We start from the raw sequence: 22,999 nt of genomic DNA on the forward strand, positions 1-22,999 counted from the left end.
TAGCATAAATGCTGTTCAAATCAGTTCCCGACCGATTTGTTATTTGCTTGCTGCCTACCTGCAACTCCAATTCCTCTGGGGGCGATTAATATTATTGGGGTAATTTCAATATTGAAAATCAGCCCAGTTGTCCGTTCGCCAGATGTTTCACGCGCCGCTTCACTTCTTCTTGCTTACCGGCATTGAATGGTCGTGCATCCGGGCTACCCAGATAGCCACATACTCTGCGGGTTACCGAGACTTTCGATGGCTCATGATTGCCACATTTCGGGCAGGTAAAACCTTTACTGGTACAAGAGAATTCACCGGTGAAGCCACATTCGTAGCACTCATCAATTGGCGTGTTAGTACCGTAATAAGGCACCCGACTGTAGCTGTAGTCCCAGACATCTTCCAACGCTCTGAGGTTGTGCTGCAAGTTAGGGTATTCGCCGTAACAAATGAAGCCGCCGTTCGCCAATGGTGGGTAAGGTGCTTCGAAGTCCAGTTTGTCGTATGGGTTAACTTTTTTCTCAACATCCAGATGGAAGCTGTTGGTGTAATAGCCTTTGTCGGTGACGCCGTCCACCACACCAAATTCAGCGGTATCAAGGCGGCAGAAACGGTCACACAGGTTTTCACTTGGTGTGCTGTACAGGCTAAAGGCGTAGCCGGTTTCATCTTTCCAGCTATCTGTTGCTTGTCTCATCCGTTCGACGATAGCCACGCCTTTTTCACGCAACTTTTGGTCATCAAAGACATGGGTCTGATGACCAAACAGCGCATTAACCGTTTCATGAATACCGATAAAGCCCAGCGAGATGGATGCGCGGCCATTTTTAAAGATCTCAGAAACGTTGTCGTCGGCTTGTAAGCGCACGCCGCAAGCCCCTTCCATATACAGAATCGGAGCCACACGGGCTTTAATCCCTTCCAGACGGGCAATACGGGTCATCAGGGCTTTCTTGGCTAACAGCAGGCGTTCATCCAGTAATTGCCAGAATTGGGCTTCATCGCCTTTGGCTTCCAGCGCAATACGTGGCAGGTTGAGACTGATAACCCCGAGGTTATTACGGCCATCGTGGATCTGTTTACCCTCTTCTTCATACACTCCGAGGAAGCTGCGGCAACCCATTGGTGTTTTAAAGGAACCGGTTACTTTTACCACTTGGTCGTAATTTAGAATGTCCGGGTACATGCGTTTAGTCGCACACTCCAGCGCCAACTGTTTGATATCGTAATTGGCATCGCCAAACTTGTGATTAAGACCGTCACGGATAGCAAACACCAGTTTCGGGAATACCGCGGTTTTGCGATTTTTGCCCAAACCGGCAATACGGTTACGCAAAATGGCCTGCTGGATCATGCGCGATTGCCAACTGGTACCTAAGCCAAAACCGAAAGTGACAAAGGGGGTCTGACCATTGGCGGTGTGGAGGGTGTTAACTTCATATTCCAGTGACTGGAAGGCGTCGTAACACTCTTTCTCGGTGCGCGACATGGCATAACCGGCGGCATCAGGAATTTGCCACTCTTGAGCCACAGATTTATGTTTGTTAAAACTTTCAGTGACAAACGGGGCCAGAATTTCATCGATACGGTTAATGGTTGTACCACCATAGATATGGCTGGCAACCTGCGCGATAATCTGTGCGGTCACTGCGGTGGCGGTAGAAATGGATTTCGGTGGTTCAATTTCCGCATTACCCATTTTAAAGCCTTGGGTTAGCATGCCATCGAGATCAATCAACATACAGTTGAACATTGGGAAGAAGGGCGCGTAATCCAAATCGTGATAGTGGATTTCACCACGTTCATGCGCTAACACCACATCCCGTGGCAAGATATGCTGTTTGGCATAGTGTTTCGCCACAATACCGGCCAGCAGATCGCGCTGGGTGGGGATCACTTTACTGTCTTTATTGGCATTTTCGTTAAGCAGCGCTTTGTTACTTTGCTCAACCAATCCACGGATTTCCTGATTCAGGCGACCACGCAGCTCCCGCGAGATATCCCTGTCATGGCGATATTCAATATAGGCGCGGGCTAACTGCTTGTATTGACCGGCCATCAGTTGGTTTTCTACCGCAGTTTGGATGTCGCGGATATCAACTTTCGGCTGGTTTTCCATCGTCTGAGCGACCACACGGGCAACAGTTGCACAATAATCTGCGTCCACAACGTCAACAGCCAAGGCTGCGCGCTCGACGGCTTCCTTGATCCGCACCTCATCAAAAGGTACCTGACAACCGTCCCGTTTAATCACTACTGTTTTCACAATGCCTGCTCCTGTAGCCGGTAATAATTATCCACAAGAAATCTTATCCACAAGGCAAGCCGCAGCGGGTAAGGGCTGCGAGGGAGGTGTGGATGGTTTTGTGGATAACTACTACATATAGATGTTTGAATTCCTACAACCACTATATATGGGTAATGGCAGAAGTGACAGTCAACTAATTTGACTTAGAACAAGGAAATCGACGTTAGGTCTATTCCCTGCTCAGTGCGTCACAAAAACGATATTTTTATGTGACTTATTGTGCGGAAAAAGTGTGATGTGGGCCGAAATGTTTTAACAGGAAATCAACCCAAACACGGACTCTGGGGGGTAAATCGGCAGAAGCATAATAAAGCCATACTGGGGTCGGGGCGGGCCAGTAACTCACCAATACCGGCATAAGGCTGCCATCGGCAAAGTGTGGCGCTGCATGCCATTGTGCCACATAGGTGATCCCCATATCCGCTAATGCGGCATGTAGCAGCATATCCGGCTGGGAAGAGATCAAACGACCTGACAACTCTAAGGATTGAACCTCATTATTCTGCTGCAATTGCCATTTTACTCTCCGGCCATTTGATGGATTACGGTGTATTAAACACTGATGCTGATAGAGATCCTGTGGGTTACTGGGTGAACCATTGCGGGCCAGATAAGCAGGGGATGCCGCCAGCAGCATTTGCATTGGGTAAAGCTGACGAGCAATCAAGCGGCTATCGGGATCGATGCGAGTGCCGATACCGACATCAAATCCTTCTCCGACCAAATTCACCACTCTGGCCTCCAGTGAAAGATCCAAATCAATCTGCGGATAACGTGCCATAAATTTTGGAATAAGTGGCATCAACAGTTGGCGGCCAAAGCCGGGGATGACACTGACCCGCACCGTACCACTGGGTTGTCGCTCATCATTACGCACCGTATCCAGAGTGGTGGAAAGTGCCTGCCACAGTGGTGCCACTCGTGCCAATAATGTTTTGCCTTCATCCGTTAGCACCACGCTGTGGGTATTGCGCTGAAACAGACGTAGCGCCAGTTTTTCTTCCAGTATGCGGATATTCTTGCTGACCGCAGCGGGTGTGATACCTAGCTGCCTGGCTGCGGTGGAGAAGTTGTCACTCTGAGCTGCGGTGAGAAAAGCGGGCAGTAAACGATGAATATCCAGAGGCAGCGACATAGTGGTTGATACCTTTAGTTGAAATTAATGTGACTGATAGCAGCCTACACCGACCAGCCGGAAAATGAAAAAATAGGTTTATCAAACTGGTTGGAGAAGTGCTATGCCCGCTATTTTAGTCTTAACATCCCATCGTCACCCGGATGAGTCTCGTATTAACCGTCGGTTGATAGAGGCCATCCGCCCACTAGCGAATGTCACGGTGCATGAACTGATGCGTGAATACCCTGATTTTCAGATAGATGTGGCGCGGGAACAGGAGTTGTTGAAGTCACATGATGTGATTGTGATGATGTTTCCGTTTTACTGGTACAGCTCACCGGCTATTTTAAGTGAATGGCAGGATGCGGTATTAACCCATGGTTTTGCCTACGGCAGTGGTGGCAATAAGCTACAGGGTAAGCCGTTGCAGTTGGTGGTCTCCACTGGAGGGAAGGCTCAGGATTATACGCCACAGGGATATAACCGTTATCCGGCGTTAGATCTGTTATTGCCCTTCCATGCCATGGCGAACCTGACCGGAATGGATTATTTACCACCATTTTTGGTGCAGGGGGCAAATGAGATGGAGGAGGAGACGTTGGATGGTTATGTGCAGGGTGTGGTGGGGTTGATGAAGGGGTTTTAGTCACTCGTCCTGGTGGTAAGTGATCCGGTTGATTATTTTGGTTGATTTGGTGATTTGGTGATTTGGTGATCCGGTTCGGTTGTTATAATTTTACAGCTAACCTAACCTTAGTCGCCTCAACCGCCAAAGGGGGCGGGCGCGCCCCCTTGTGGAATCCCGCGCTTGCGCGAAATATTGTGGCTTCGCCATGCCCTCCGGCAGCTTGCTGGCTAATCGAACCGGGGCCGACTCGCTCCCAGCTCGACAGCCCCTTTCGCCGCGTCCATGCGGCTCATTCGGCCTGCAATCTTTGTCGGCAATATTCCTGATTGCGCCCAACGTCAAAATCAAAACCCTTTCTTTAGGTTTTGATGTTTAAAAGCACATTTGAGCAGCCGAGTGAAGAGTGTAGCAAGGGCAACCCGCCAAGGATGGCGGGTTGAGGTGTGCTTGAGCATGGATGCGAATCACACCGTCCCGCCAGCGAAGTGATGAGCCGAGGGTACCTGCGCAGCAGGCCAGCGATACGTGCGTAAGCGCGGATTGTTAAGGCCCACGCTTATGGGCCTTAACTCGGTTGAAGCGGCGGAAATTAAGTGAGCGCTGAATGATTATCAACGGAAACAGTGATCCGATCTATTCTATCAACCAAACTTAACCCACGAGTGAACGGCAAAACGCTATCCCATAAAATGCTCAGCCAGCTCTAAATCCCGCCGGGCAAACTCTCTTACTATCTTCCCGCTCTCCATCAGGGCCGCGCGTTCAGACATATGGGCCACCACATCGCTGTCGTGGCTGACCAATAAATACGTCATGCCATGTTCGCGTTTCAAGTGATTGAGCAAATTGAGGATTTCCGCCTGAACCGACATATCTAATGCTGAAGTCGGTTCATCCAGCAACAACAGTTTTGGTCGCAATAACAGGGCGCGAGCAATAGCAATACGCTGGCGCTGGCCGCCAGAGAACTGATGAGGGTAACGCTGGGCGGCAGAAGCAGGCAGACCTACTTGCTCTAATGCACTTACGATTCGCTGCTGGATATTCTTTTCACCGTGAATCTGTAATGGCTCACCCAATGTGCGTTGAATATTATGCTGAGGGTGCAGCGACGCATAAGGGTCTTGAAACACCATCTGCACATCTTTACGCAGTTGGCCGGTGAAACGTTGCCCTGGCCGTAACGGCGTACCCAGCAAGGTTATCTCCCCTTGCCATTCTCGCTGTAGACCGGCCAAAGTACGTAATACCGTGGATTTACCACAACCGGATGAGCCGATCAGGCTGAAGGTTTCACCCGCTTCAACGGCAAAACTTACTGATTCAACCGCTGTTTTTACCTGATTCTTCTGAGGGAAACTGACCCGGAGATTATTGACTTCAATCAGTGCCATGGGAACCTCCAGAGAAATCAGCGCTGCGATCTAATACTGGCAAGTCAGTGCCATAGGTACCGGCATTCGGGCGGCAGGCCCATAACGTATGGGTATAAGGATGAGTTGAATAAGGCAAATCTGCCGCCGCCCCTTGATCGACCAGTTTCCCTTGATACATCACCAGCACGCGATGGCAATGCTCAGCGACCAACGGCAAATCGTGGCTTATCAACAGTAAACTCATATTGCGCTGCTCGGTTTGTTCAACAATCAATTCAAGAATTTGATTACGCAGTTTGGCATCCAAGGCTGATGTTGGTTCGTCGGCAATTAATACTCGTGGGTTATTCACCAATGCTATAGCTAACATTGCCCGCTGGCCCATTCCGCCGGAGAGTTGGCCAGGATAGCTGTGGTAAGCACCTTCATTCAGCCCGACGGCAGCCAGTGCATTTAATACTCGTTCATGAGCATCGGCCCCTGAGAGAGCATTATGTAACAGCAGGGATTCTTCAATTTGCTTACCTACGGTTCGCACCGGATTCAGTGCGTAGCGGGGATCTTGCAGCACCATAGCAATTTCACTGCCACGTAACGCACCCCACTGTTTCGGCTTAAGGGATGTCAAATCGTGTTCGACGATCTTACCGGGATTTCCTTGTTCATCGGTATTGTCAGAGTAATAACTCAGCTTTTTGGCGCTGACTTTGCCCGGTGAGCGAACTAACCCCATCAGTGCTCTGGCAGTAATGGATTTACCGGAACCGGATTCACCGACCAGTGCTACGCGCTCATGGCCGAGCTGGAAAGAGATATTATCCACCACCCGCTGTTGTTTAAAGTCGACACTCAAGCCTTCAACGGCGAAAATTTTATCAGTCATGGTGAGGATCCAAAATATCGCGCAGGCCATCGCCTAACAGATTAAAAGCCATGCTGCTGAGCAAAATGGCGCAGCCTGGGATCGCGGCGATCCACCATTGATCGAAGATAACCTGCATTCCGTCAGCAACCATTGATCCCCATTCGGACATGGGCGGTCTGGCTCCTAGCCCGAGGAAACCTAACCCGGCAGCGGCCAAAATAATGCCAGCTAAATCCAGCGCCAGACGCACCACCGCCGAGGGGAGACACATGGGTAAAATATGGCCCCACAATAGCCGAAGACCTTTAATTCCCATCATTTCAGCGGCGGCCAGATAATCACTTTTGCGCAATAATTGGATCTCGGCTCTGGCCTGACGGGCATAGGCCGGCCAGGTAGTCAGTGCCAATGCCAATGCACCGTTAATCAAACCGGGGCCGAGCATCGCCACGAAGGCAAAGGCCAGAATCAGCCGTGGCATCGACATCACTACATCAGTGATGCGCATCAAAATGCGTTCGAGCCAGCCACCGTAATAGCCGGACAGCACGCCGACCAGTAACCCCAATGGTAGCGTGATCACGGTAACCAGCAGTACCAGCCCTAAGGTTGGGCGGGTGCCGTAAATCAGGCGCGACAGCATATCGCGGCCATAACTATCAGTACCGAGCCAGTGGTGTGCACCCGGCGGTAATAAACGGTCGGCTGCGTTTTGCCAGTTGGGATCTTGTGGCGCTAACCACGGAGCGAAAATCGCAATGATCACCAGCGAAGAGAGAATAAACAGTCCAATGCTGGTGGAGGGGGAACGCTTTAGCGCGTGGCAGAAGGTTATCATCGACATATCAGCGCGTTCTCGGATCCAGCAGGCGGACCAGCAGATCCGTCACATTGTTAATCAAAATAAAGCAGATACCTAGCAGCAGTGTCCCGCCCATAATCGCGGTGGTATCGCCAGCAAATAGTGCGCTGGTCAGGTAACGGCCAATACCCGGCCAGGCAAAAACGGTTTCGGTTAACACCGCACCTTCCAACATACTGGTATAGGCCAGCGCAATCACGGTCAGTAATGTGCCACGGATATTGGGTAGTACATGCATCAGCAGAATTCGCATTTCACCCGCGCCTTTCGCTCGCGCCAGTGTAATGTACTCTTTATTCAGCTCGCTCAAGCAGGCTGAGCGGGTCAGGCGGGTGATACTGGCCAGAGCATAGTAAGAAAGCAGGGAAACCGGCAAAATTAAATGGGCGATGGCATTACTAAAGGCACCGGTATCATTGGAGCGCCAGGTGTCAATCAGCGCAAATCCGGTCTTCGCTTCCACAGTATATTGATAAATATCGTCAAGGCGACCGGGCCCCGGGCTCCATTGCAGGCGCGCATAAAACAGCAGCAACATCAGCAGGCCAAGCCAAAAGATAGGTACCGAGTTACCCAGCAAGGTGATAAAGCGAATCGTGGCATCCAGCTTGCTGCCTGCCCAGCGGGCGCACAACAAGCCGAGGATAACCCCCAGTGCTGCGCCAATCACTAATGACAAGGTGGCCAATTCTAACGAGGCGGGGAAAACTGTCAGCAGATCCTGTAACACGGGTTGGCCGCTGGCACTGGCAGTACCCAGATCGCCATGCAGCAGCCGCACCAAATAGTGCCAGAACTGCACGGCTAATGGCTGATCCAGCCCAAGTTGGTGTTTAACTTGTTGATAGGTAGCCTCACTGGCGTGGTCCCCCACGATTTGTAATACCCTATCTACCGGCGACAGCGCCGACAGGAAAAAGGTAATTACCAGCAGACCGAATAAGGTCAGGGCCAGGGTAAATAAACCCTGTAAAAACCCCCAAAGACGACGCCGGGATTGGGTTCCCGGCGTATTATTTAGTGCTACAGACATCGACTAGCAACTCACTGTTTCATAGATACATTTATCGATATATCAACCAGCTATGCCCAAGAACTTGGCGTTACAGGTAGGCGGCAAATGAACGAGTCCCGATGAGCTTACACTGGTAAGTGATTCGGGTAAGTTCACGCAGCTAACAACCCTGCAACTTCAAGTACGCAGGGAATAGGCTATTTGCTGACACGGTCATAATAGACCATATCCGCATTCAAACCTTGCTGGTAGCCTTTTACGTTATCGCGCAGCACAACTTGTGCTTTGGCTTGATCAATAAAGATATAAGGCGAGTTCTGTTGCAGCTCTTGTTGCAACTGGGTATAGAGCGCAGTGCGTTTCGCCGGATCGGCTTCTGCGACGGCGGCCAGTGTTTGTTTATTCAGCTCAGGAATAACCCAACCGTTTAAACCGGCAACAGTGCTGCTCTTGCCGTCGTTATAGGCAAAGGCGCTGGCATTGGAGTGCGCATCAAAGTAATCCGGGATCCACAAGCGGATAGCAGACTGATGTTGTTTAGCGCGGACTCGACCATACACTTGGCTGCCTGCTGCTGGCAGTAACACCAATTTCACGCCACCTTGAGCAAAACTTGCCTGTAACGATTGAGCGATGGTGATAAACGGAGGTTTGTTCTCAACATCCAGTGTCAATGTGGCATCTTTAATGCCTGCTTTGGCCAAAATCTCTTTAGCTTTAGCCGGATCAAAGGTGAATGGATTGCTTTCGAGAGCACCTGGTAAACCGACCGGCAGGAAACTTTGATGCACGAAATATTGGCCTTTCAGCAGATCTTTGGTAATTCCTTCATAATCAACCAAATAGCGTGAAGCGAGCCAGAATTCAGGTTTGCTCAATAGTGGGTTAGCAGGGTTGGCGGTGTTGAATACCAAATAGTTTTGTTCCGCTGAAGGGATCTCAACCACCTTAACGCCAGCTTGTGTTTTCAGCGCGGCGGTCTGATCTGGCCCCAATTCACGGGCAATATCGGCATCACCCTGCTGAATAAGCAGGCGGCGGGCACTTGGGTCCGGTACGTTTTTGATAATGATATTTTTAATCAGCGGCTTATCACCCGGAGATGTCGGGTTGGCATCCAGCACGATGGCTTGGTGCGGCTGATATACCCGCATTTTGAACGGACCACTACCGGCGGAATGCATTTTCAGCCAGGCATTACCATAGTCGTTTTCTTTAACATTGGCGCTGACGGCTTTCTTATCAACAATTGAGGCGATTGGGGTTGATAAGATATTCAGAGCAACCGCTGGGCTGACATCAGCGCTCCAGCTCAGTTGAACGGTCTTGTTATCAATCTTTTTCAGATGTTGATCGATGTTGCTAGCATCCCAGCCCAGTACGTTAAGGATGAAAGCCGGTGAACGGTTCATTTTTATCGCACGGGTAAAGGAGTAAATCACGTCATCGGCCTGCACTGGATTACCAGAAGCAAATTCAGCCTGCGGACGTAATTTCACGGTAAGGGTTTTGGCTGCGGCATCACCTTGCCAACTTTCAGCAAGGATCGGCACCACTTTTGCCGGGTCATCACGATCAGCCTGTACCAGCCGCTGGTAGAGACTTGGAACCGTTTGAATACTCGACAGTTCATTACTTTCAGCCGGATCAAGGCTGACGATATCATCCAGGGATTGTACTACGACCAGAGTATCTGGTGGCGTTGCTGCCAATGCACCGCCAGATAGTGCTGTCAAAACCAATAATGACAGAATTTTAGCTTTCATTGTGACTCCCCGAAATGGGCTACAACCACGAATGTTTTCGCGTTAATAGCAAGTATAGATAGTTAACATCGCTAGGAAATTATTGTTTTTTCGACTATTTCATCGCAGTTTCTCACGATAATGGCTTTACTGTCTGTGGTCAAAGTCTCAACAGTTATTTGTTATAACAATTAGTGATAAAAAAATTTTACAAAAAAGTAATGATTATTAATTCGTCCAGCAGCACAATCTTTATTCCAGCTTAATAAATGTTAAACACTTCCCACTAAATGAACAGTGAACTGGTTATAATGAAACGTTATTTCATTTTATTTACACGAAAGGGAAAGCCATGATTACCGGAAATATTCATCATTTGGAATTGTTGCCTTATCTGCCTGCACAATTAAAAGAAGCTATTGAGTATGTGAAGAGCCATATCACCGCAGAAACCCCATTGGGTAAGCATGATATTGATGGCAATAATCTATTCGTATTGATCTCCAATGACTGCACGGATTATCTGGAAAATCGCCGTGCGGAATATCACGCTAAGTATCTGGATATTCAGATTGTTTTGGCGGGCGTCGAGGGGATGACGTTCAGTAATCAGCCTGCCGGTAAGCCGGACACTGACTGGTTAGCGGACAAAGACATCGCTTTTTTACCGGCGGGTGTTGATGAGAAGCAGTTTGTTATGCAGACCGGTGATTTTGTGGTGTTCTACCCGGGTGAAGTGCATAAACCACTGTGTGCGGTGGGGGAACCGGCTAATGTGCGTAAAGCTGTTGTGAAGATATCTGTAAAATAAGCTATTTCACTTGTCAGCTTGAGCTTCGGGCAGTGCTCGCCGCCGTCACATACTCCGTGTATGCTCCGTTGGCTGCGCGCTGTCCGCACTCAATCTGCCTGCACCAATAACGCTTATTGATTAGATGTGAAAATAATTAAAAGCCGACACATCAGATGATCGGCCCTGTTATGTTTAGTCTTGACCCAATGTCGCGACCATCACTGCTTTGATGGTATGCAGGCGGTTTTCTGCTTGATCAAATACGATGCTGTGAGCAGATTCAAACACCTCTTCGGTAACCTCCATTCCCCCCGGCAAATCATACTGTTCGGCCATTTGTTTGCCCACGGTAGTTTGGTCATCGTGGAATGCAGGCAGGCAGTGCAGGAATTTGACCTGCGGGTTACCGGTAAGTTTTACCACCTCCATATTGACCTGATAAGGTTTCAGTAAGGCAACACGTTCTTGCCACACCTCTTTCGGCTCACCCATTGACACCCAAACATCGGTGTACAGGAAATCAGCGCCTTTTACCCCTTCGGCAATATCTTCTGTCAGGGTGATTTTTCCGCCCGTTTTCTGTGCCTGCGCTCGACAAGCCGCCACCAGACTGGCCTCCGGCCAACATGCTTTTGGTGCAACCAGGCGCAGATCCATTCCAACCAGAGCCGCCGCTTCCAGCATGGTGTTACCCATGTTGTTACGCGCATCACCAAGATAGGCAAACTTCATTTCACTCAGCGCCTTACCCGGCAAATGCTCTTGCATGGTCAGCAAATCAGCCAGTAGCTGGGTTGGATGGAATTCATTTGTCAGACCATTCCATACCGGGACGCCGGCAAATTCGGCCAACGTTTCAACGATTTGTTGCCCGTGACCGCGATATTGGATACCGTCATACATGCGGCCTAGCACTCTGGCGGTATCTTTAATTGATTCTTTATGCCCAATTTGGCTCCCACCTGGGCCGAGGTAAGTCACGCGAGCACCTTGATCATATGCGGCAACTTCGAAAGAGCATCGGGTACGAGTCGAGTCTTTTTCGAAGATGAGCGCGATATTCTTACCTGCTAATTTTTGCTGCTCACAGCCTGATTTCTTGGCTTGCTTGAGTTCAGCAGCTAGATCCAGCAGGGCCGTAATCTCGATGGGGGTAAAATCCAGTAACCTTAGAAAGTGACGTTTATAGAACTGACTCATCTGTTCATCTCCATTTGCCCTTCATAACTTGCTGTCTGGCTACAACACCAATTATTGGGGGGATTAATTGAACTTCAATATGAATTTAAATTCAATTTATACGTATAATTATTCAATTACAACCCTAATCAATAAATCTTTCTCGTTTATAGTGGAGGCATTAGCGTGGGTGTGGGAAAATAGCATCATACAAAGCCCATTGACTGAGGATAAAGGCATGGCAAACCGCGAAATGCTGGACGAACAACGTGACGAGACCCGCCTGATCATCGAAGAACTGCTAGACGATGGCAGTGACCCAGATGCGCTATACACCATTGAACATCACCTTTCCGCTGAGAAGTTCGACGTGTTGGAGAAGGCTGCCGTTGAAGCATTCAAGCTGGGTTATGAAGTGACAGATGCTGAAGAGCTGGAAGTGGAAGATGGCTCATTAGTGATGTGTTGTGACGTGATCAGTGAAGTTGCACTAAATGCTGAAATCATTGATGCACAGGTTGAACAACTGATTGCACTGGCCGAAACCTGTGGCGTTAACTACGATGGTTGGGGCACCTACTACGAAGACCCGAACGCCGAAGATGACGAAGACGGTGATTTCGACGGTGAAGAGTTGGTGGATGAAGACGACGACGGTAAGCGCCACTAAATTACCCTTCGTCCTTGACGCTATAGCGGTGTTAGCTGCACTCACTCACCCGAATCACTGACTTGAGTCAGCTCATCGGGATTTGCTCGTTTGCTGCCTTGCTATAGCGCCAATGACTTTGGGTAATTGCCCTGGTGCTTGACGCTATAGCGGTGTTAGCGGCATTTTCCAGCTAATACTATCAGGGCGCTCGATGCGCCCTGAATAATCACAGTTTTTTCAACATCGTCACTTCGCAGTCCACATGGCCGGTATTGCCCATCGAACAGTTAATATGCTCAAAACCCAGTTTCTCATATAAGCCAATGGCGCTGGTCAGGCTGGCAGTGGTTTCCAGATAGCAGCGACCAAAACCCTGCTGACGAGCAAACGCCAACGCTTGTAACGCTAACTGTTTTGCCAAACCTTTACCGCGTAATATGGGCAGGAAATACATTTTCTGCAATTCACACAGATCGGCTTCGCCACCTGACAACGGTGCTACGCCGCCGCCGCCAGCGATATTACCGTCGACCTCGATCACCCAATAAGCGCTACGTGGCTGACTATACAGCTCAAACAAGTGATCCAGATTAGGATCAGATACGGTATAGCCTTTATCTGCGGTCAAGCCGAATTCAGCCGAAACATCACGGATAACATTGGCGATAGCGAGATTGTCTGCGACGGTGATAGGGCGCACCAGCAGACGGATCGGTGTGGCAGTGGTCATGGCGTATTACTCTATAAACCAATGGGTAATAACATAGTAATAATCTGTAATACCATCTATACCCGTCATACTTCAAGCTGTATGTGCGTTGGTTGCACTCAATAACCCGAATCACATACTACCAGTAAGCTCATCGGGATGAATGAGCCTCATCCTGCGGGCTGGCATAAATGCTGTTCAAATCGGTTCCCGACCGATTTGTCTCTCGCTTGTCGCCTTCCTACAACTCGAATTATTTAGGGTATGACACTGAATGAATGTAATGATAAAAAAAACAGCGGCTAAATAATTAGCTCGCTGTTCTTATCAGGCTGTCGGGACCCGGGTTAATTACAGAGCAGCGATGACTGCCTGCTGCTCAATTAACTTTTGTTTGGCTTCAGCACAGGCCGCCATTCTTTCACGCTCTTTGGCAACTACCGCTTCAGGCGCGCGCGCCACAAAGCCTTCGTTACCCAGTTTGCCTTCGATACGCTCAATCTCTGCTTCCAGTTTTGCGACTTCCTTCGCCAAACGATCCAGCTCAGTGGCTTTATCGATCAAGCCCGCCATTGGAATCAGCACTTCTGCGCCTTCAACCAGTTTGGTCACCGACACCGGGCCTTTATCACCGTCAGCGAGCAGAGTGAGAGAGGACAAGCGTGCCAGCGACTGGATGAAACTCTGGTTTTCCAACACACGGCGCTGAGCTTCAGCACTGGCTCCACGCAGTATGACTTCCAGCGGCTTACCTGGCGCGATGTTCATCTCTGCACGGATATTACGCACCGCAATGATGGTTTGCTTGATCCACTCCAAATCACTCAGGGCTTTCTCATCGACCTGGCTGGCATCATATTCTGGGAAAGGCTGTAGCATAATGGTATCTGCTGTGATGCCTTTCAGGGTTTTAACCCGCTGCCAGATAGTTTCAGTGATGTAAGGAATGATTGGATGCGCCAGGCGCAGCAATGCTTCCAGAACCTCAATCAGGGTATGACGGGTACCGCGCAGTTCAGCATCAGAACCACTGTTCATCACCGGCTTGGTCAGCTCCAGATACCAGTCACAGAACTGGTTCCAGGTAAACTCATACAAAATACCCGCCGCCAGATCGAAGCGGTAAGTATCCATCGCTTCACGGTAGGCTTTGATGGTCTGATTGAATTCCGCCAGAATCCAGCGGTCAGCCAGTGATAGCACCATTTCGCCGCCGTTCTGCCCGCAATCTTGTCCTTCAGTATTCATCAGCACGAAACGGCTAGCATTCCACAGCTTATTACAGAAGTTACGATAGCCTTCCAGGCGTTTCATGTCCCAGTTGATATCACGGCCGGTAGAGGCCAGCGCTGCCAGCGTAAAGCGCAGGGCATCAGTGCCGTGCGGTTCAATACCATTCGGGAACTGTTTCTCGGTGCGCTTGCGGATTTTTTCCGCCAACTGTGGCTGCATCATGTTACCGGTACGTTTTTCCAGCAACTCTTCCAGTGAAATACCGTCAACCATATCCAGTGGGTCGATGACGTTACCTTTCGACTTGGACATTTTCTGCCCTTCGTCATCGCGAATAAGACCGGTCATATAGACGGTCTTAAACGGCACCTGCGGCTTACCATTTTCATCTTTCATAAAGTGCATGGTCATCATGATCATGCGCGCAATCCAGAAGAAAATAATGTCGAAACCACTGACCACAACACTGGTCGGGTGGAAGGTTTTCAACGCATCGGTTTGCTCAGGCCAGCCCAATGTGGAGAATGTCCACAGACCGGATGAGAACCAGGTATCCAGCACGTCTTCGTCTTGACGCAATGCCACGTCTGCGCCCAGATTGTTTTCGCGGCGCACTTCAGCTTCATCGCGGCCGACGTACACTTTACCTTGCTCGTCATACCAGGCCGGAATACGGTGGCCCCACCACAGTTGGCGAGAGATACACCAATCCTGAATGTCGCGCATCCATGAGTAATACATGTTTTCGTACTGCTTAGGCACGAACTGAATTTCACCGTTTTCTACCGCTTCAATGGCAACTTTAGCCAGCGGTGCTGTGCGTACATACCATTGGTCGGTCAGCATCGGCTCGATAACCACGCCGCCACGGTCGCCATAAGGCACCGTCAGGTCGTGCGGTTTAACCTCTTCCAGCAGGCCAAGTTTATCAAATTCAGCGACGACAGCTTTACGGGCAGCAAAACGTTCCAGACCCTGGAATTGTTCTGGGATTGCACCGCTGCAAGCATCGGTAGCTTCACCGTTAGTATCAAACACTTCAGCTTCAGCACGGATATCACCGTCGAAAGTCAGAATGTTGATCATCGGCAGGGCGTGACGTTTACCTACTTCATAGTCATTAAAGTCGTGCGCTGGGGTGATTTTCACGCAACCAGTGCCTTTTTCCATATCGGCATGTTCGTCACCGAGGATCGGAATACGGCGGCCAACTAACGGCAGGTAAACTTCTTTACCGATCAGATCTTTATAGCGCGGATCTTCCGGGTTCACTGCAACACCGGTATCACCCAATACGGTTTCCGGGCGAGTGGTGGCGACCACCAGATAATCTTTACCTTCGGCGGTTTTGGCACCATCGGCTAGCGGATAACGCAGATGCCACATGGAACCTTTGGATTCGCGGTTTTCTACTTCCAGATCAGAAATAGCGGTGCGTAGTTTTGGATCCCAATTCACCAGGCGCTTGCCACGGTAAATCAGATCTTCTTTGTGCAGGCGAACAAACACTTCTTTAACCGCATTAGACAGGCCATCGTCCATGGTGAAACGCTCACGTTCCCAATCCACGGAGTTACCCAGACGGCGCATCTGGCGAGTGATGGTGCCGCCGGACTCGCCTTTCCACTGCCAGATTTTATCGATAAACGCATCGCGGCCATAATCGTGGCGGGTTTTGCCTTCTTCTGCGGCAATCTTACGCTCAACCACCATTTGGGTTGCGATACCGGCATGGTCGGTACCCGCCTGCCAGAGGGTATTTTTCCCCTGCATGCGCTGGTAGCGAATCAAGGTATCCATAATCGTCTGCTGGAAAGCATGGCCCATGTGCAGGCTGCCGGTTACGTTTGGCGGCGGGATCATGATGCAATAGCTTTCTTTACTGGTATCGCCGTTCGGTTTGAAATAGCCCTGTTTTTCCCAGTGTTCATACAGCGGCTGTTCGATTTCTTGCGGGCTGTATGTTTTATCGAGGGACGGCTCAGTTTTGTCGATATTAGAAGGTGTGTTTTCCATTTTCTTTTTATTTCAATTAGTTGGCGGCGTTGCCGTAGTCAAGTGGAAGCCGACGCTGCGATAAGACTTATATCGGTCGCGCGCCAACTGTTTCAAATTTTCTTCGTAAGGGACGAAGTCTACCACTTCATGGAAAGCGGTGGCAAAACCTGCGAACTCTGGCAGCAGGCTGATAAGCAGGTCGCGGGGTGAATTACCGCGCCGTTCCGGCCAGGCAAGTTCGACTGGCGCGCCATATTTTGGCCCTTCACCGGCCAGATTGTGTGGCACAAATTGGTCTGGTGCTCGTTGCCACAGGGCTTCATCCAGCCGCTGAGCCTGTTCCTGACTTTCACAGGCGATTAGCACCCGTTTGCCCGCCCGCCAATGGACAGCTGCAACTTCGCAGGCCAACGCCTCATGAGCACGTAGTTCACCGGCGGGCGTGTCGTGTTCGAGCAGGTAGAAGGTGGCGTTTTTCATAGGTTCTCAGCACCCTTCGTCCTTGACGCCGCAGGGGTGTTGGCTGCACTCACTCACCCGAATCACTTGACTGTGTAAGCTCATCGGGATGAGTTCGTTTGCCGCCTACCTGCAACCCCAATGAGCTTGGGTGTATATCAAATGGAATACATAAAACGATTAATCGTCGCCGTTTAGTCCTGCACGATTTAGCAGGAACTGAGACAACAACGCGACCGGACGGCCTGTTGCACCTTTGTTCTTACCTGAACGCCATGCAGTGCCAGCGATATCCAGATGCGCCCAGCTATATTTACGGGTAAAGCGCGACAAGAAGCAGCCTGCGGTAATGGCTCCACCAGCACGGCCACCAATATTTGCCATATCGGCAAAATTGGAGTCCAGTTGCTCGGCGTATTCATCACCCAGCGGCAAGCGCCATGCACGGTCACCGGCTTGTTCGGACGCCCCAATCAGCTCATGAGCCAATGGATTATGATTCGACATCAAACCGGTAATGTGGTGCCCTAATGCCACCACACACGCGCCGGTCAGTGTCGCGATATCAATCACCAGTTCTGGATCAAAACGCTCAACGTAGGTCAGCGCATCGCACAGTACCAAACGGCCTTCCGCATCGGTATTCAACACTTCGACTGTTTGGCCGGACATGGTGGTTAGAATATCACCAGGGCGATAAGCACGGCCACCCGGCATATTCTCACAACCCGCCAATACACCAATTACGTTCAACGGCAATTGCAGCTCAGCCACCACCCGCATCACGCCATAAACGGTTGCTGCACCGCACATGTCGTATTTCATCTCGTCCATGCCTTCGGCCGGTTTGATGGAAATACCACCAGAGTCGAAGGTCAGCCCCTTGCCTACCAGCACAATTGGCTTAGCGTCAGGGTTCGGATTACCCTTATATTCTATCACTGACATCAATGATTCATTCTGCGAACCATGGCCAACAGCCAGATAAGAGTGCATTCCCAGCTCTTTCATCTGTTGCTCACCAATAACGCGAGTAATGATGTTGGTGCTAAACGCATCGGCCAGTTGGCGCGCCTGAGACGCCAGATACGCGGCGTTACAGATGTTGGGTGGCATATTGCCCAAGTCTTTAGCGGCTTTGATACCAGATGCCACTGCCAGACCGTGCTGTATTGCGCGCTCACCGCTGGTCAATTCGCGGCGGGTTGGCACATTGAACACCATTTTACGCAACGGGCGGCGAGGCTCGGTTTTATTACTTTTAAGTTGATCGAAGGTGTAAAGCGTTTCTTTGGCTGTTTCTACCGCCTGACGCACCTTCCAATAAGTATTGCGGCCTTTAACATGCAGTTCAGTCAGGAAGCAGACGGCCTCCATTGAACCGGTGTCATTAAGGGTATTGATGGTCTTCTGGATCACTTGCTTGTACTGGCGTTCATCAAGCTCACGCTCTTTACCACAACCAATTAACAAGATGCGCTCGGAGAGAATATTCGGCACATGGTGCAGTAACAGCGTCTGCCCGACTTTGCCTTCAAGTTCACCACGGCGCAATAAAGCGCTGATGTAGCCATCACTAATTTTGTCGAGTTGTTCGGCAATGGGAGATAGACGACGAGGTTCGAAAACGCCGACTACAATACAGGCACTGCGCTGTTTTTCCGGGCTGCCGCTCTTTACACTGAACTCCATGCACTCTCCTGAATCTTAAAGACAAAGGCGGAAGCTACCGCTAGAATGTAGCGCTCCGCAACGATCTCTCTCCGTTGTGTTAACGACGTGTGTTAACCTTAACGGCATAAGTTGTTTTGTTTTGGCGACTATAAGCATGTTCCTATAGGACACCTAAACGCTAGATGCTGTAATACTATTTTAGCTGTGAAGGTTGCCATATGATGAGAATAAATGGCGGATTAACGATGAAACTATCGATTTTCCTGCAAAAAGACAAGTTTTCACAGGCGTATTAGCGTGATCATCATTAGATATCTGGTACGGGAAACACTTAAGAGCCAAATTGCGATTCTGTTCATCCTGCTATTAATCTTCTTTAGTCAGAAGTTAGTACGGATATTAGGCGCTGCGGTCGATGGTGAAATACCGACAAACCTGGTTTTATCCCTTTTGGGGCTCGGTGTGCCGGAAATGGCACAACTTATCCTGCCATTGAGCTTATTCCTTGGCCTGCTGATGACGTTGGGCAAATTGTACACGGAGAGTGAAATCACCGTGATGCATGCCTGCGGCATGGGCAAAAAATCCCTCATAATGGCTGCATTGATTCTGGCGCTGGTGACTTCTGCTCTGGCGGCGGTTAATACCATTTGGCTTGGTCCGTGGTCTTCTAAACATCAAGATGAAGTATTGAACGACGCCCGCGCTAACCCAAGCCTGGCCGCTTTGGCCGGTGGGCAGTTTAAGTCTTCAACCGATGGCAATTCAGCCTTATTTATCGGTAATGTGACAGGCAAAGAGTTTAACCGTGTATTTTTGGCACAATTGCGGCCAAACGGTAATCAACGCCCCTCTGTGGTTGTGGCAGATAGCGGCCATATGACCGAACGGCCAGATGGCTCACAAGTGGTTATTTTAAACAAAGGTACCCGCTATGAAGGCACCGCGTTGTTGCGCGATTTCCGCATCACTGATTTTGTTGATTACCAAGCAATAATCGGCCATCAGGAAGTGCAACAAAACAACAATGTGGCTGAACAGATGAGCATGAAACAGCTATGGCGTGCAAATGAACCCGATGCCCGCGCAGAGTTTCATTGGCGTCTGACACTGATTGTATCGGTGATTATCATGGCGTTGTTGGTGGTGCCACTGAGTGTTGTCAATCCACGTCAGGGGCGAGTGCTGAGCATGTTGCCGGCAATGTTGCTGTATTTGATTTTCTTCCTGTTACAAAGCTCCCTGCGCTCTAATGCAGGTAACGGCAAGCTGGACCCACTTGTCTGGATGTGGACCGTAAACGGTGCATATCTGGCGGTTGCGGTGGTATTGAACCTGTGGGATGGCCTGCCGGCTCGTAAGTTACGTGCGCGATTGAGAGGTGCTGCCTGATGTTTGGTGTATTAGACCGTTATATCGGACGGACTATCCTCAATACCATTTTGATGACGTTATTCATGCTGGTATCGCTCTCTGGCATCATCAAGTTTGTCGATCAGCTACGTAAAGTCGGGCAGGGTGACTACTCAGCAGTTTCCGCTGGCATGTACACCCTACTGAGTATCCCTAAGGATATTGAGATCTTTTTCCCGATGGCGGCGCTATTAGGCGCATTGCTGGGTCTTGGGTCATTAGCGACTCGCAGTGAACTGGTGGTGATGCAGGCATCAGGTTTTACCCGCATGCAAATCGCTGCGTCGGTGATGAAAACCGCGATTCCGCTGGTATTGTTGACAATGGCGATCGGCGAGTGGGTTGCGCCTCAAGGTGAGCAGATGGCGCGTAATTTCCGCGCTCAGCAGATGTATGGCGGTTCACTCTTATCAACGCAATCGGGTCTGTGGGCGAAAGACGGTTCTGACTTTATCTATATCCAGCGGGTATCGGGTGACAATGAACTGACCGGGGTTAACATTTATCATTTTGATAAACAAGATCGCCTGCTTTCGGTGCGTTACGCCGCAACAGCCACTTATGACGACAATATTTGGCGTTTATCGCAGGTTGATGAATCTGATCTTACCAATCCTAAGCAAGTGACTGGTTCTCAGACCTTGACTGGCGAGTGGAAAACCAATCTGACCCCAGAGAAACTGGGGGTGGTTGCGATGAATCCCGACTCGCTCTCCATTCGTGGTTTATACGATTACAGTAAGTACCTGCGGCAAAGTGGGCAGGAATCGAGCCGTTACGAGTTGAACATGTGGGGCAAGATATTCGCACCATTCTCAGTCGCGGTAATGATGCTAATGGCGTTGTCATTTATTTTTGGCCCATTACGTAGTGTACCGATGGGGGTTCGGGTGGTTACCGGTATCTTCTTCGGCTTTGTTTTCTACGTACTGGATCAGATTTTTGGTCCACTTAGTTTGGTTTACAGCATTCCACCGGTCATCGGTGCGCTGTTGCCGAGTATACTTTTCCTCCTAATCAGTGTTTATTTGCTGCTAAAACGGCGTTGATGGCGTTTTTTTCGACACTTAGACTAAACTTGGTGGGATAACAGTTGCATGCAGATCATTGCTAGGTATAATTCACCTCGTTCTCCGCATACTACTTCAGTGCCGAAGTGGCGAAATCGGTAGACGCAGTTGACTCAAAATCAACCGCCGCGAGGCATGCCGGTTCGATTCCGGCCTTCGGCACCATTAGTATGTAAATAGACGTCTACGGACGTCTTTTTTTATGTCTAAAATCCAGTCCCCGCAAGGCTCCTCTCGCTTTTTCACTCAACATAAGTCAACCTGATTCAATCTACATCAACTTACTGATGTGGGTACAATTGCGGGTATATCCCGGTTCGATAATGTTTGTACCCACGCAGAACCCTTGAAAGGATACTCAACATGGCTCTGAGTGATGTGAAGGTTCGTACAGCCAAGCCTGAAGCAAAAGCCTATAAACTTACCGACGGCGAAGGCATGGTGTTACTGGTTCACCCTAATGGCTCGAAATACTGGCGGCTACGCTATCGCTTTGGTGGTAAAGAGAAGATGCTGGCGCTGGGGAAGTACCCTGAAATATCGTTGGCTGATGCCAGGGCACGGCGTGACGAAGCTCGTAAGCTGTTAGCTAACGGTGTGGACCCAAGTGAGAGCAAGAAAGCCGTTAAGGTAGAGCAGGAGCAAGAAGCGATAACTTTTGAAGTGGTAGCCAGAGAGTGGCATGCCAGTAATCGTCAATGGTCAGAAGCTCACAGTGCTCGAGTGCTCAAAAGCTTAGAGGACAATCTCTTTCAAGCCATAGGCAAACGGAATATTGCAGACCTCGGAACCCGTGATCTTTTGCCTCCAATCAAAGCCGTAGAGATGTCTGGACGTCTTGAGGTGGCTTCCCGTCTGCAACAACGAACCACAGCAATAATGCGCTATGCGGTACAAAGCGGTTTAATTGATTACAACCCCGCGCAGGAGATGGCGGGCGCTGTTGCTACTGGTAAAAGAAAGCACCGTGCTGCACTTGAGTTAAACCGTGTTTCAGAGTTACTTCACCGTATCGACTACTACAGTGGCAGGCCACTCACTCGGCTAGCGGTAGAATTGACTTTATTGGTCTTTATCCGTTCCAGTGAATTACGCTTTGCCCGTTGGTCAGAAGTGGATTTTGAAACCGCCATGTGGACCATTCCCGGAGAACGTGAACCACTGGAAGGTGTTAAACATTCGCACCGTGGCTCAAAGATGCGCACTCCCCATCTTGTCCCCTTATCCCGCCAGGCGCTCGCCATTCTGGAAAAGATCAAAAGCATGAGTGGAAATCGTGAGTTGATCTTTATCGGTGATCATGACCCACGCAAACCTATGAGTGAAAACACGGTAAACAAAGCCCTGCGAGTGATGGGCTACGATACGAAAGTAGAAGTGTGTGGTCACGGCTTTAGAACCATGGCCTGTAGTTCATTGATTGAGTCGGGATTGTGGTCTAGGGATGCGGTTGAACGGCAGATGAGTCACCAGGAGCGTAACTCTGTGCGTGCGGCTTATATTCATAAAGCCGAGCACTTAGATGAGCGCAGATTGATGATTCAGTGGTGGGCAGATTATCTGGATGCGAATCGGGAGAAGGGAGTAAGTCCGTTTGATTTTGGGAAGATTAATAATCAGTTAAGGTAAAGAGGAACTTTTCTTTTGCAGCATTTTTTTTGAAAAGTCTCACATAAGTGGTGTTCTTCACTAGCCTTTTGAAGCAGGTGGGGAATGCCATGTCTTTTTTTGTCATTACTACTGTCCGAATGTATTCACATCAGTATGTTAGCCACGGTAGAGCAATGAGCTTTATATAACGAAAGCTCAACATTCTATTAAAGTATAAAATCATGTTCGGGCTTACGGCTGTTATAAATGCGGTCCTGTGATAGCCCTTAGCAACCGTACGTTAGGCTTTGAGGGATACCAG

Annotated in this window: 18 protein-coding genes and 1 tRNA gene; 7 read left to right on the forward strand and 12 right to left on the reverse strand. The window is 49.7% G+C overall.

Annotation, left to right across the window (positions count from 1 at the left end; all coding sequences use genetic code 11):
• Positions 1-118 precede the first annotated feature (118 nt).
• Together nrdD and Q2T71_RS01325 are read right to left on the reverse strand one after the other, a co-directional pair.
• Positions 119-2,257 (reverse strand): anaerobic ribonucleoside-triphosphate reductase, encoded by a 2,139-nt coding sequence (nrdD, locus tag Q2T71_RS01320; RefSeq protein WP_372557864.1) that lies wholly within the window; start codon positions 2,255-2,257, stop codon positions 119-121.
• Positions 2,258-2,513: 256 nt separating this feature from the next.
• Positions 2,514-3,434 carry a LysR substrate-binding domain-containing protein gene (locus tag Q2T71_RS01325; RefSeq protein ID WP_372557865.1) on the reverse strand — a complete coding sequence of 307 codons (921 nt, stop codon included), beginning with the start codon at positions 3,432-3,434 and terminating at the stop codon, positions 2,514-2,516.
• A 103-nt stretch (positions 3,435-3,537) separates the two neighbouring features.
• Between Q2T71_RS01325 and Q2T71_RS01330 the strand changes: the two genes are divergently transcribed.
• Positions 3,538-4,062, forward strand: coding sequence for an NAD(P)H-dependent oxidoreductase (locus tag Q2T71_RS01330; protein WP_372557866.1), 525 nt, complete (start codon positions 3,538-3,540; stop codon positions 4,060-4,062).
• 659 nt (positions 4,063-4,721) lie between these two features.
• Here the strand turns inward: Q2T71_RS01330 and Q2T71_RS01335 are convergent.
• The 5 genes from Q2T71_RS01335 to Q2T71_RS01355 form a co-directional block, all read right to left on the reverse strand.
• Positions 4,722-5,438 carry an ABC transporter ATP-binding protein gene (locus Q2T71_RS01335; protein WP_372557867.1) on the reverse strand — a complete coding sequence of 239 codons (717 nt, stop codon included), beginning with the start codon at positions 5,436-5,438 and terminating at the stop codon, positions 4,722-4,724.
• On the reverse strand, positions 5,425-6,303 hold the full coding sequence (locus Q2T71_RS01340; protein ID WP_372557868.1) for an ABC transporter ATP-binding protein: 879 nt from the start codon (positions 6,301-6,303) through the stop codon (positions 5,425-5,427). The genes Q2T71_RS01335 and Q2T71_RS01340 overlap by 14 nt, the downstream gene beginning before the upstream one ends.
• A complete protein-coding gene (locus tag Q2T71_RS01345; RefSeq protein ID WP_005186584.1) occupies positions 6,296-7,129 on the reverse strand; it encodes an ABC transporter permease in 834 nt (277 codons plus the stop codon). The genes Q2T71_RS01340 and Q2T71_RS01345 overlap by 8 nt, the downstream gene beginning before the upstream one ends.
• Position 7,130: 1 nt before the next feature.
• Positions 7,131-8,180: an ABC transporter permease gene (locus Q2T71_RS01350; RefSeq protein WP_372557869.1), complete on the reverse strand. Its 1,050-nt coding sequence runs from the start codon at positions 8,178-8,180 to the stop codon at positions 7,131-7,133.
• A 179-nt stretch (positions 8,181-8,359) separates the two neighbouring features.
• A complete protein-coding gene (locus tag Q2T71_RS01355; protein WP_372557870.1) occupies positions 8,360-9,928 on the reverse strand; it encodes an ABC transporter substrate-binding protein in 1,569 nt (522 codons plus the stop codon).
• Positions 9,929-10,259: 331 nt separating this feature from the next.
• Between Q2T71_RS01355 and Q2T71_RS01360 the strand changes: the two genes are divergently transcribed.
• Positions 10,260-10,718, forward strand: a complete 459-nt coding sequence (locus tag Q2T71_RS01360) for a YhcH/YjgK/YiaL family protein (protein ID WP_083160830.1) — start codon at positions 10,260-10,262, stop codon at positions 10,716-10,718.
• 174 nt (positions 10,719-10,892) lie between these two features.
• Here the strand turns inward: Q2T71_RS01360 and argF are convergent, their stop codons facing one another.
• Positions 10,893-11,900: an ornithine carbamoyltransferase gene (gene argF / locus Q2T71_RS01365; RefSeq protein WP_372557871.1), complete on the reverse strand. Its 1,008-nt coding sequence runs from the start codon at positions 11,898-11,900 to the stop codon at positions 10,893-10,895.
• Positions 11,901-12,117: 217 nt separating this feature from the next.
• Between argF and rraB the strand changes: the two genes are divergently transcribed.
• Complete coding sequence (gene rraB, locus Q2T71_RS01370) at positions 12,118-12,549, forward strand: ribonuclease E inhibitor RraB (RefSeq protein ID WP_083160826.1); 432 nt, start codon at positions 12,118-12,120, stop codon at positions 12,547-12,549.
• A gap of 208 nt (positions 12,550-12,757) precedes the next feature.
• On the opposite strand, the gene Q2T71_RS01375 is transcribed toward rraB, so the two are convergent.
• The 4 genes from Q2T71_RS01375 to pepA all read right to left on the reverse strand — a co-directional run bounded on the left by Q2T71_RS01375 (position 12,758) and on the right by pepA (position 18,622).
• Positions 12,758-13,261, reverse strand: coding sequence for a GNAT family N-acetyltransferase (locus Q2T71_RS01375; RefSeq protein ID WP_372557872.1), 504 nt, complete (start codon positions 13,259-13,261; stop codon positions 12,758-12,760).
• Between the two features lie 330 nt (positions 13,262-13,591).
• A complete protein-coding gene (locus Q2T71_RS01380) occupies positions 13,592-16,489 on the reverse strand; it encodes a valine--tRNA ligase (protein ID WP_372557873.1) in 2,898 nt (965 codons plus the stop codon).
• Positions 16,490-16,501: 12 nt separating this feature from the next.
• Complete coding sequence (locus Q2T71_RS01385) at positions 16,502-16,951, reverse strand: DNA polymerase III subunit chi (RefSeq protein WP_004704882.1); 450 nt, start codon at positions 16,949-16,951, stop codon at positions 16,502-16,504.
• 159 nt (positions 16,952-17,110) lie between these two features.
• Positions 17,111-18,622, reverse strand: a complete 1,512-nt coding sequence (pepA, locus tag Q2T71_RS01390; RefSeq protein ID WP_005186600.1) for a leucyl aminopeptidase — start codon at positions 18,620-18,622, stop codon at positions 17,111-17,113.
• Positions 18,623-18,901: 279 nt separating this feature from the next.
• Between pepA and lptF the strand changes: the two genes are divergently transcribed.
• The 4 genes from lptF to Q2T71_RS01410 all read left to right on the forward strand — a co-directional run bounded on the left by lptF (position 18,902) and on the right by Q2T71_RS01410 (position 22,716).
• On the forward strand, positions 18,902-19,996 hold the full coding sequence (lptF, locus tag Q2T71_RS01395) for an LPS export ABC transporter permease LptF (protein WP_372557874.1): 1,095 nt from the start codon (positions 18,902-18,904) through the stop codon (positions 19,994-19,996).
• Positions 19,996-21,066, forward strand: coding sequence for an LPS export ABC transporter permease LptG (gene lptG, locus Q2T71_RS01400; protein WP_083160821.1), 1,071 nt, complete (start codon positions 19,996-19,998; stop codon positions 21,064-21,066). The genes lptF and lptG overlap by 1 nt, the downstream gene beginning before the upstream one ends.
• A 101-nt stretch (positions 21,067-21,167) precedes the next feature.
• Positions 21,168-21,252 (forward strand) — tRNA-Leu (locus tag Q2T71_RS01405).
• Positions 21,253-21,450: 198 nt separating this feature from the next.
• Positions 21,451-22,716: a tyrosine-type recombinase/integrase gene (locus tag Q2T71_RS01410; protein WP_372557875.1), complete on the forward strand. Its 1,266-nt coding sequence runs from the start codon at positions 21,451-21,453 to the stop codon at positions 22,714-22,716.
• Positions 22,717-22,999: the final 283 nt, after the last annotated feature.

Source organism: Yersinia sp. 1652 StPb PI, from assembly GCF_041538345.1.
In the GTDB taxonomy this organism is placed as follows: domain Bacteria; phylum Pseudomonadota; class Gammaproteobacteria; order Enterobacterales; family Enterobacteriaceae; genus Yersinia; species Yersinia enterocolitica_E.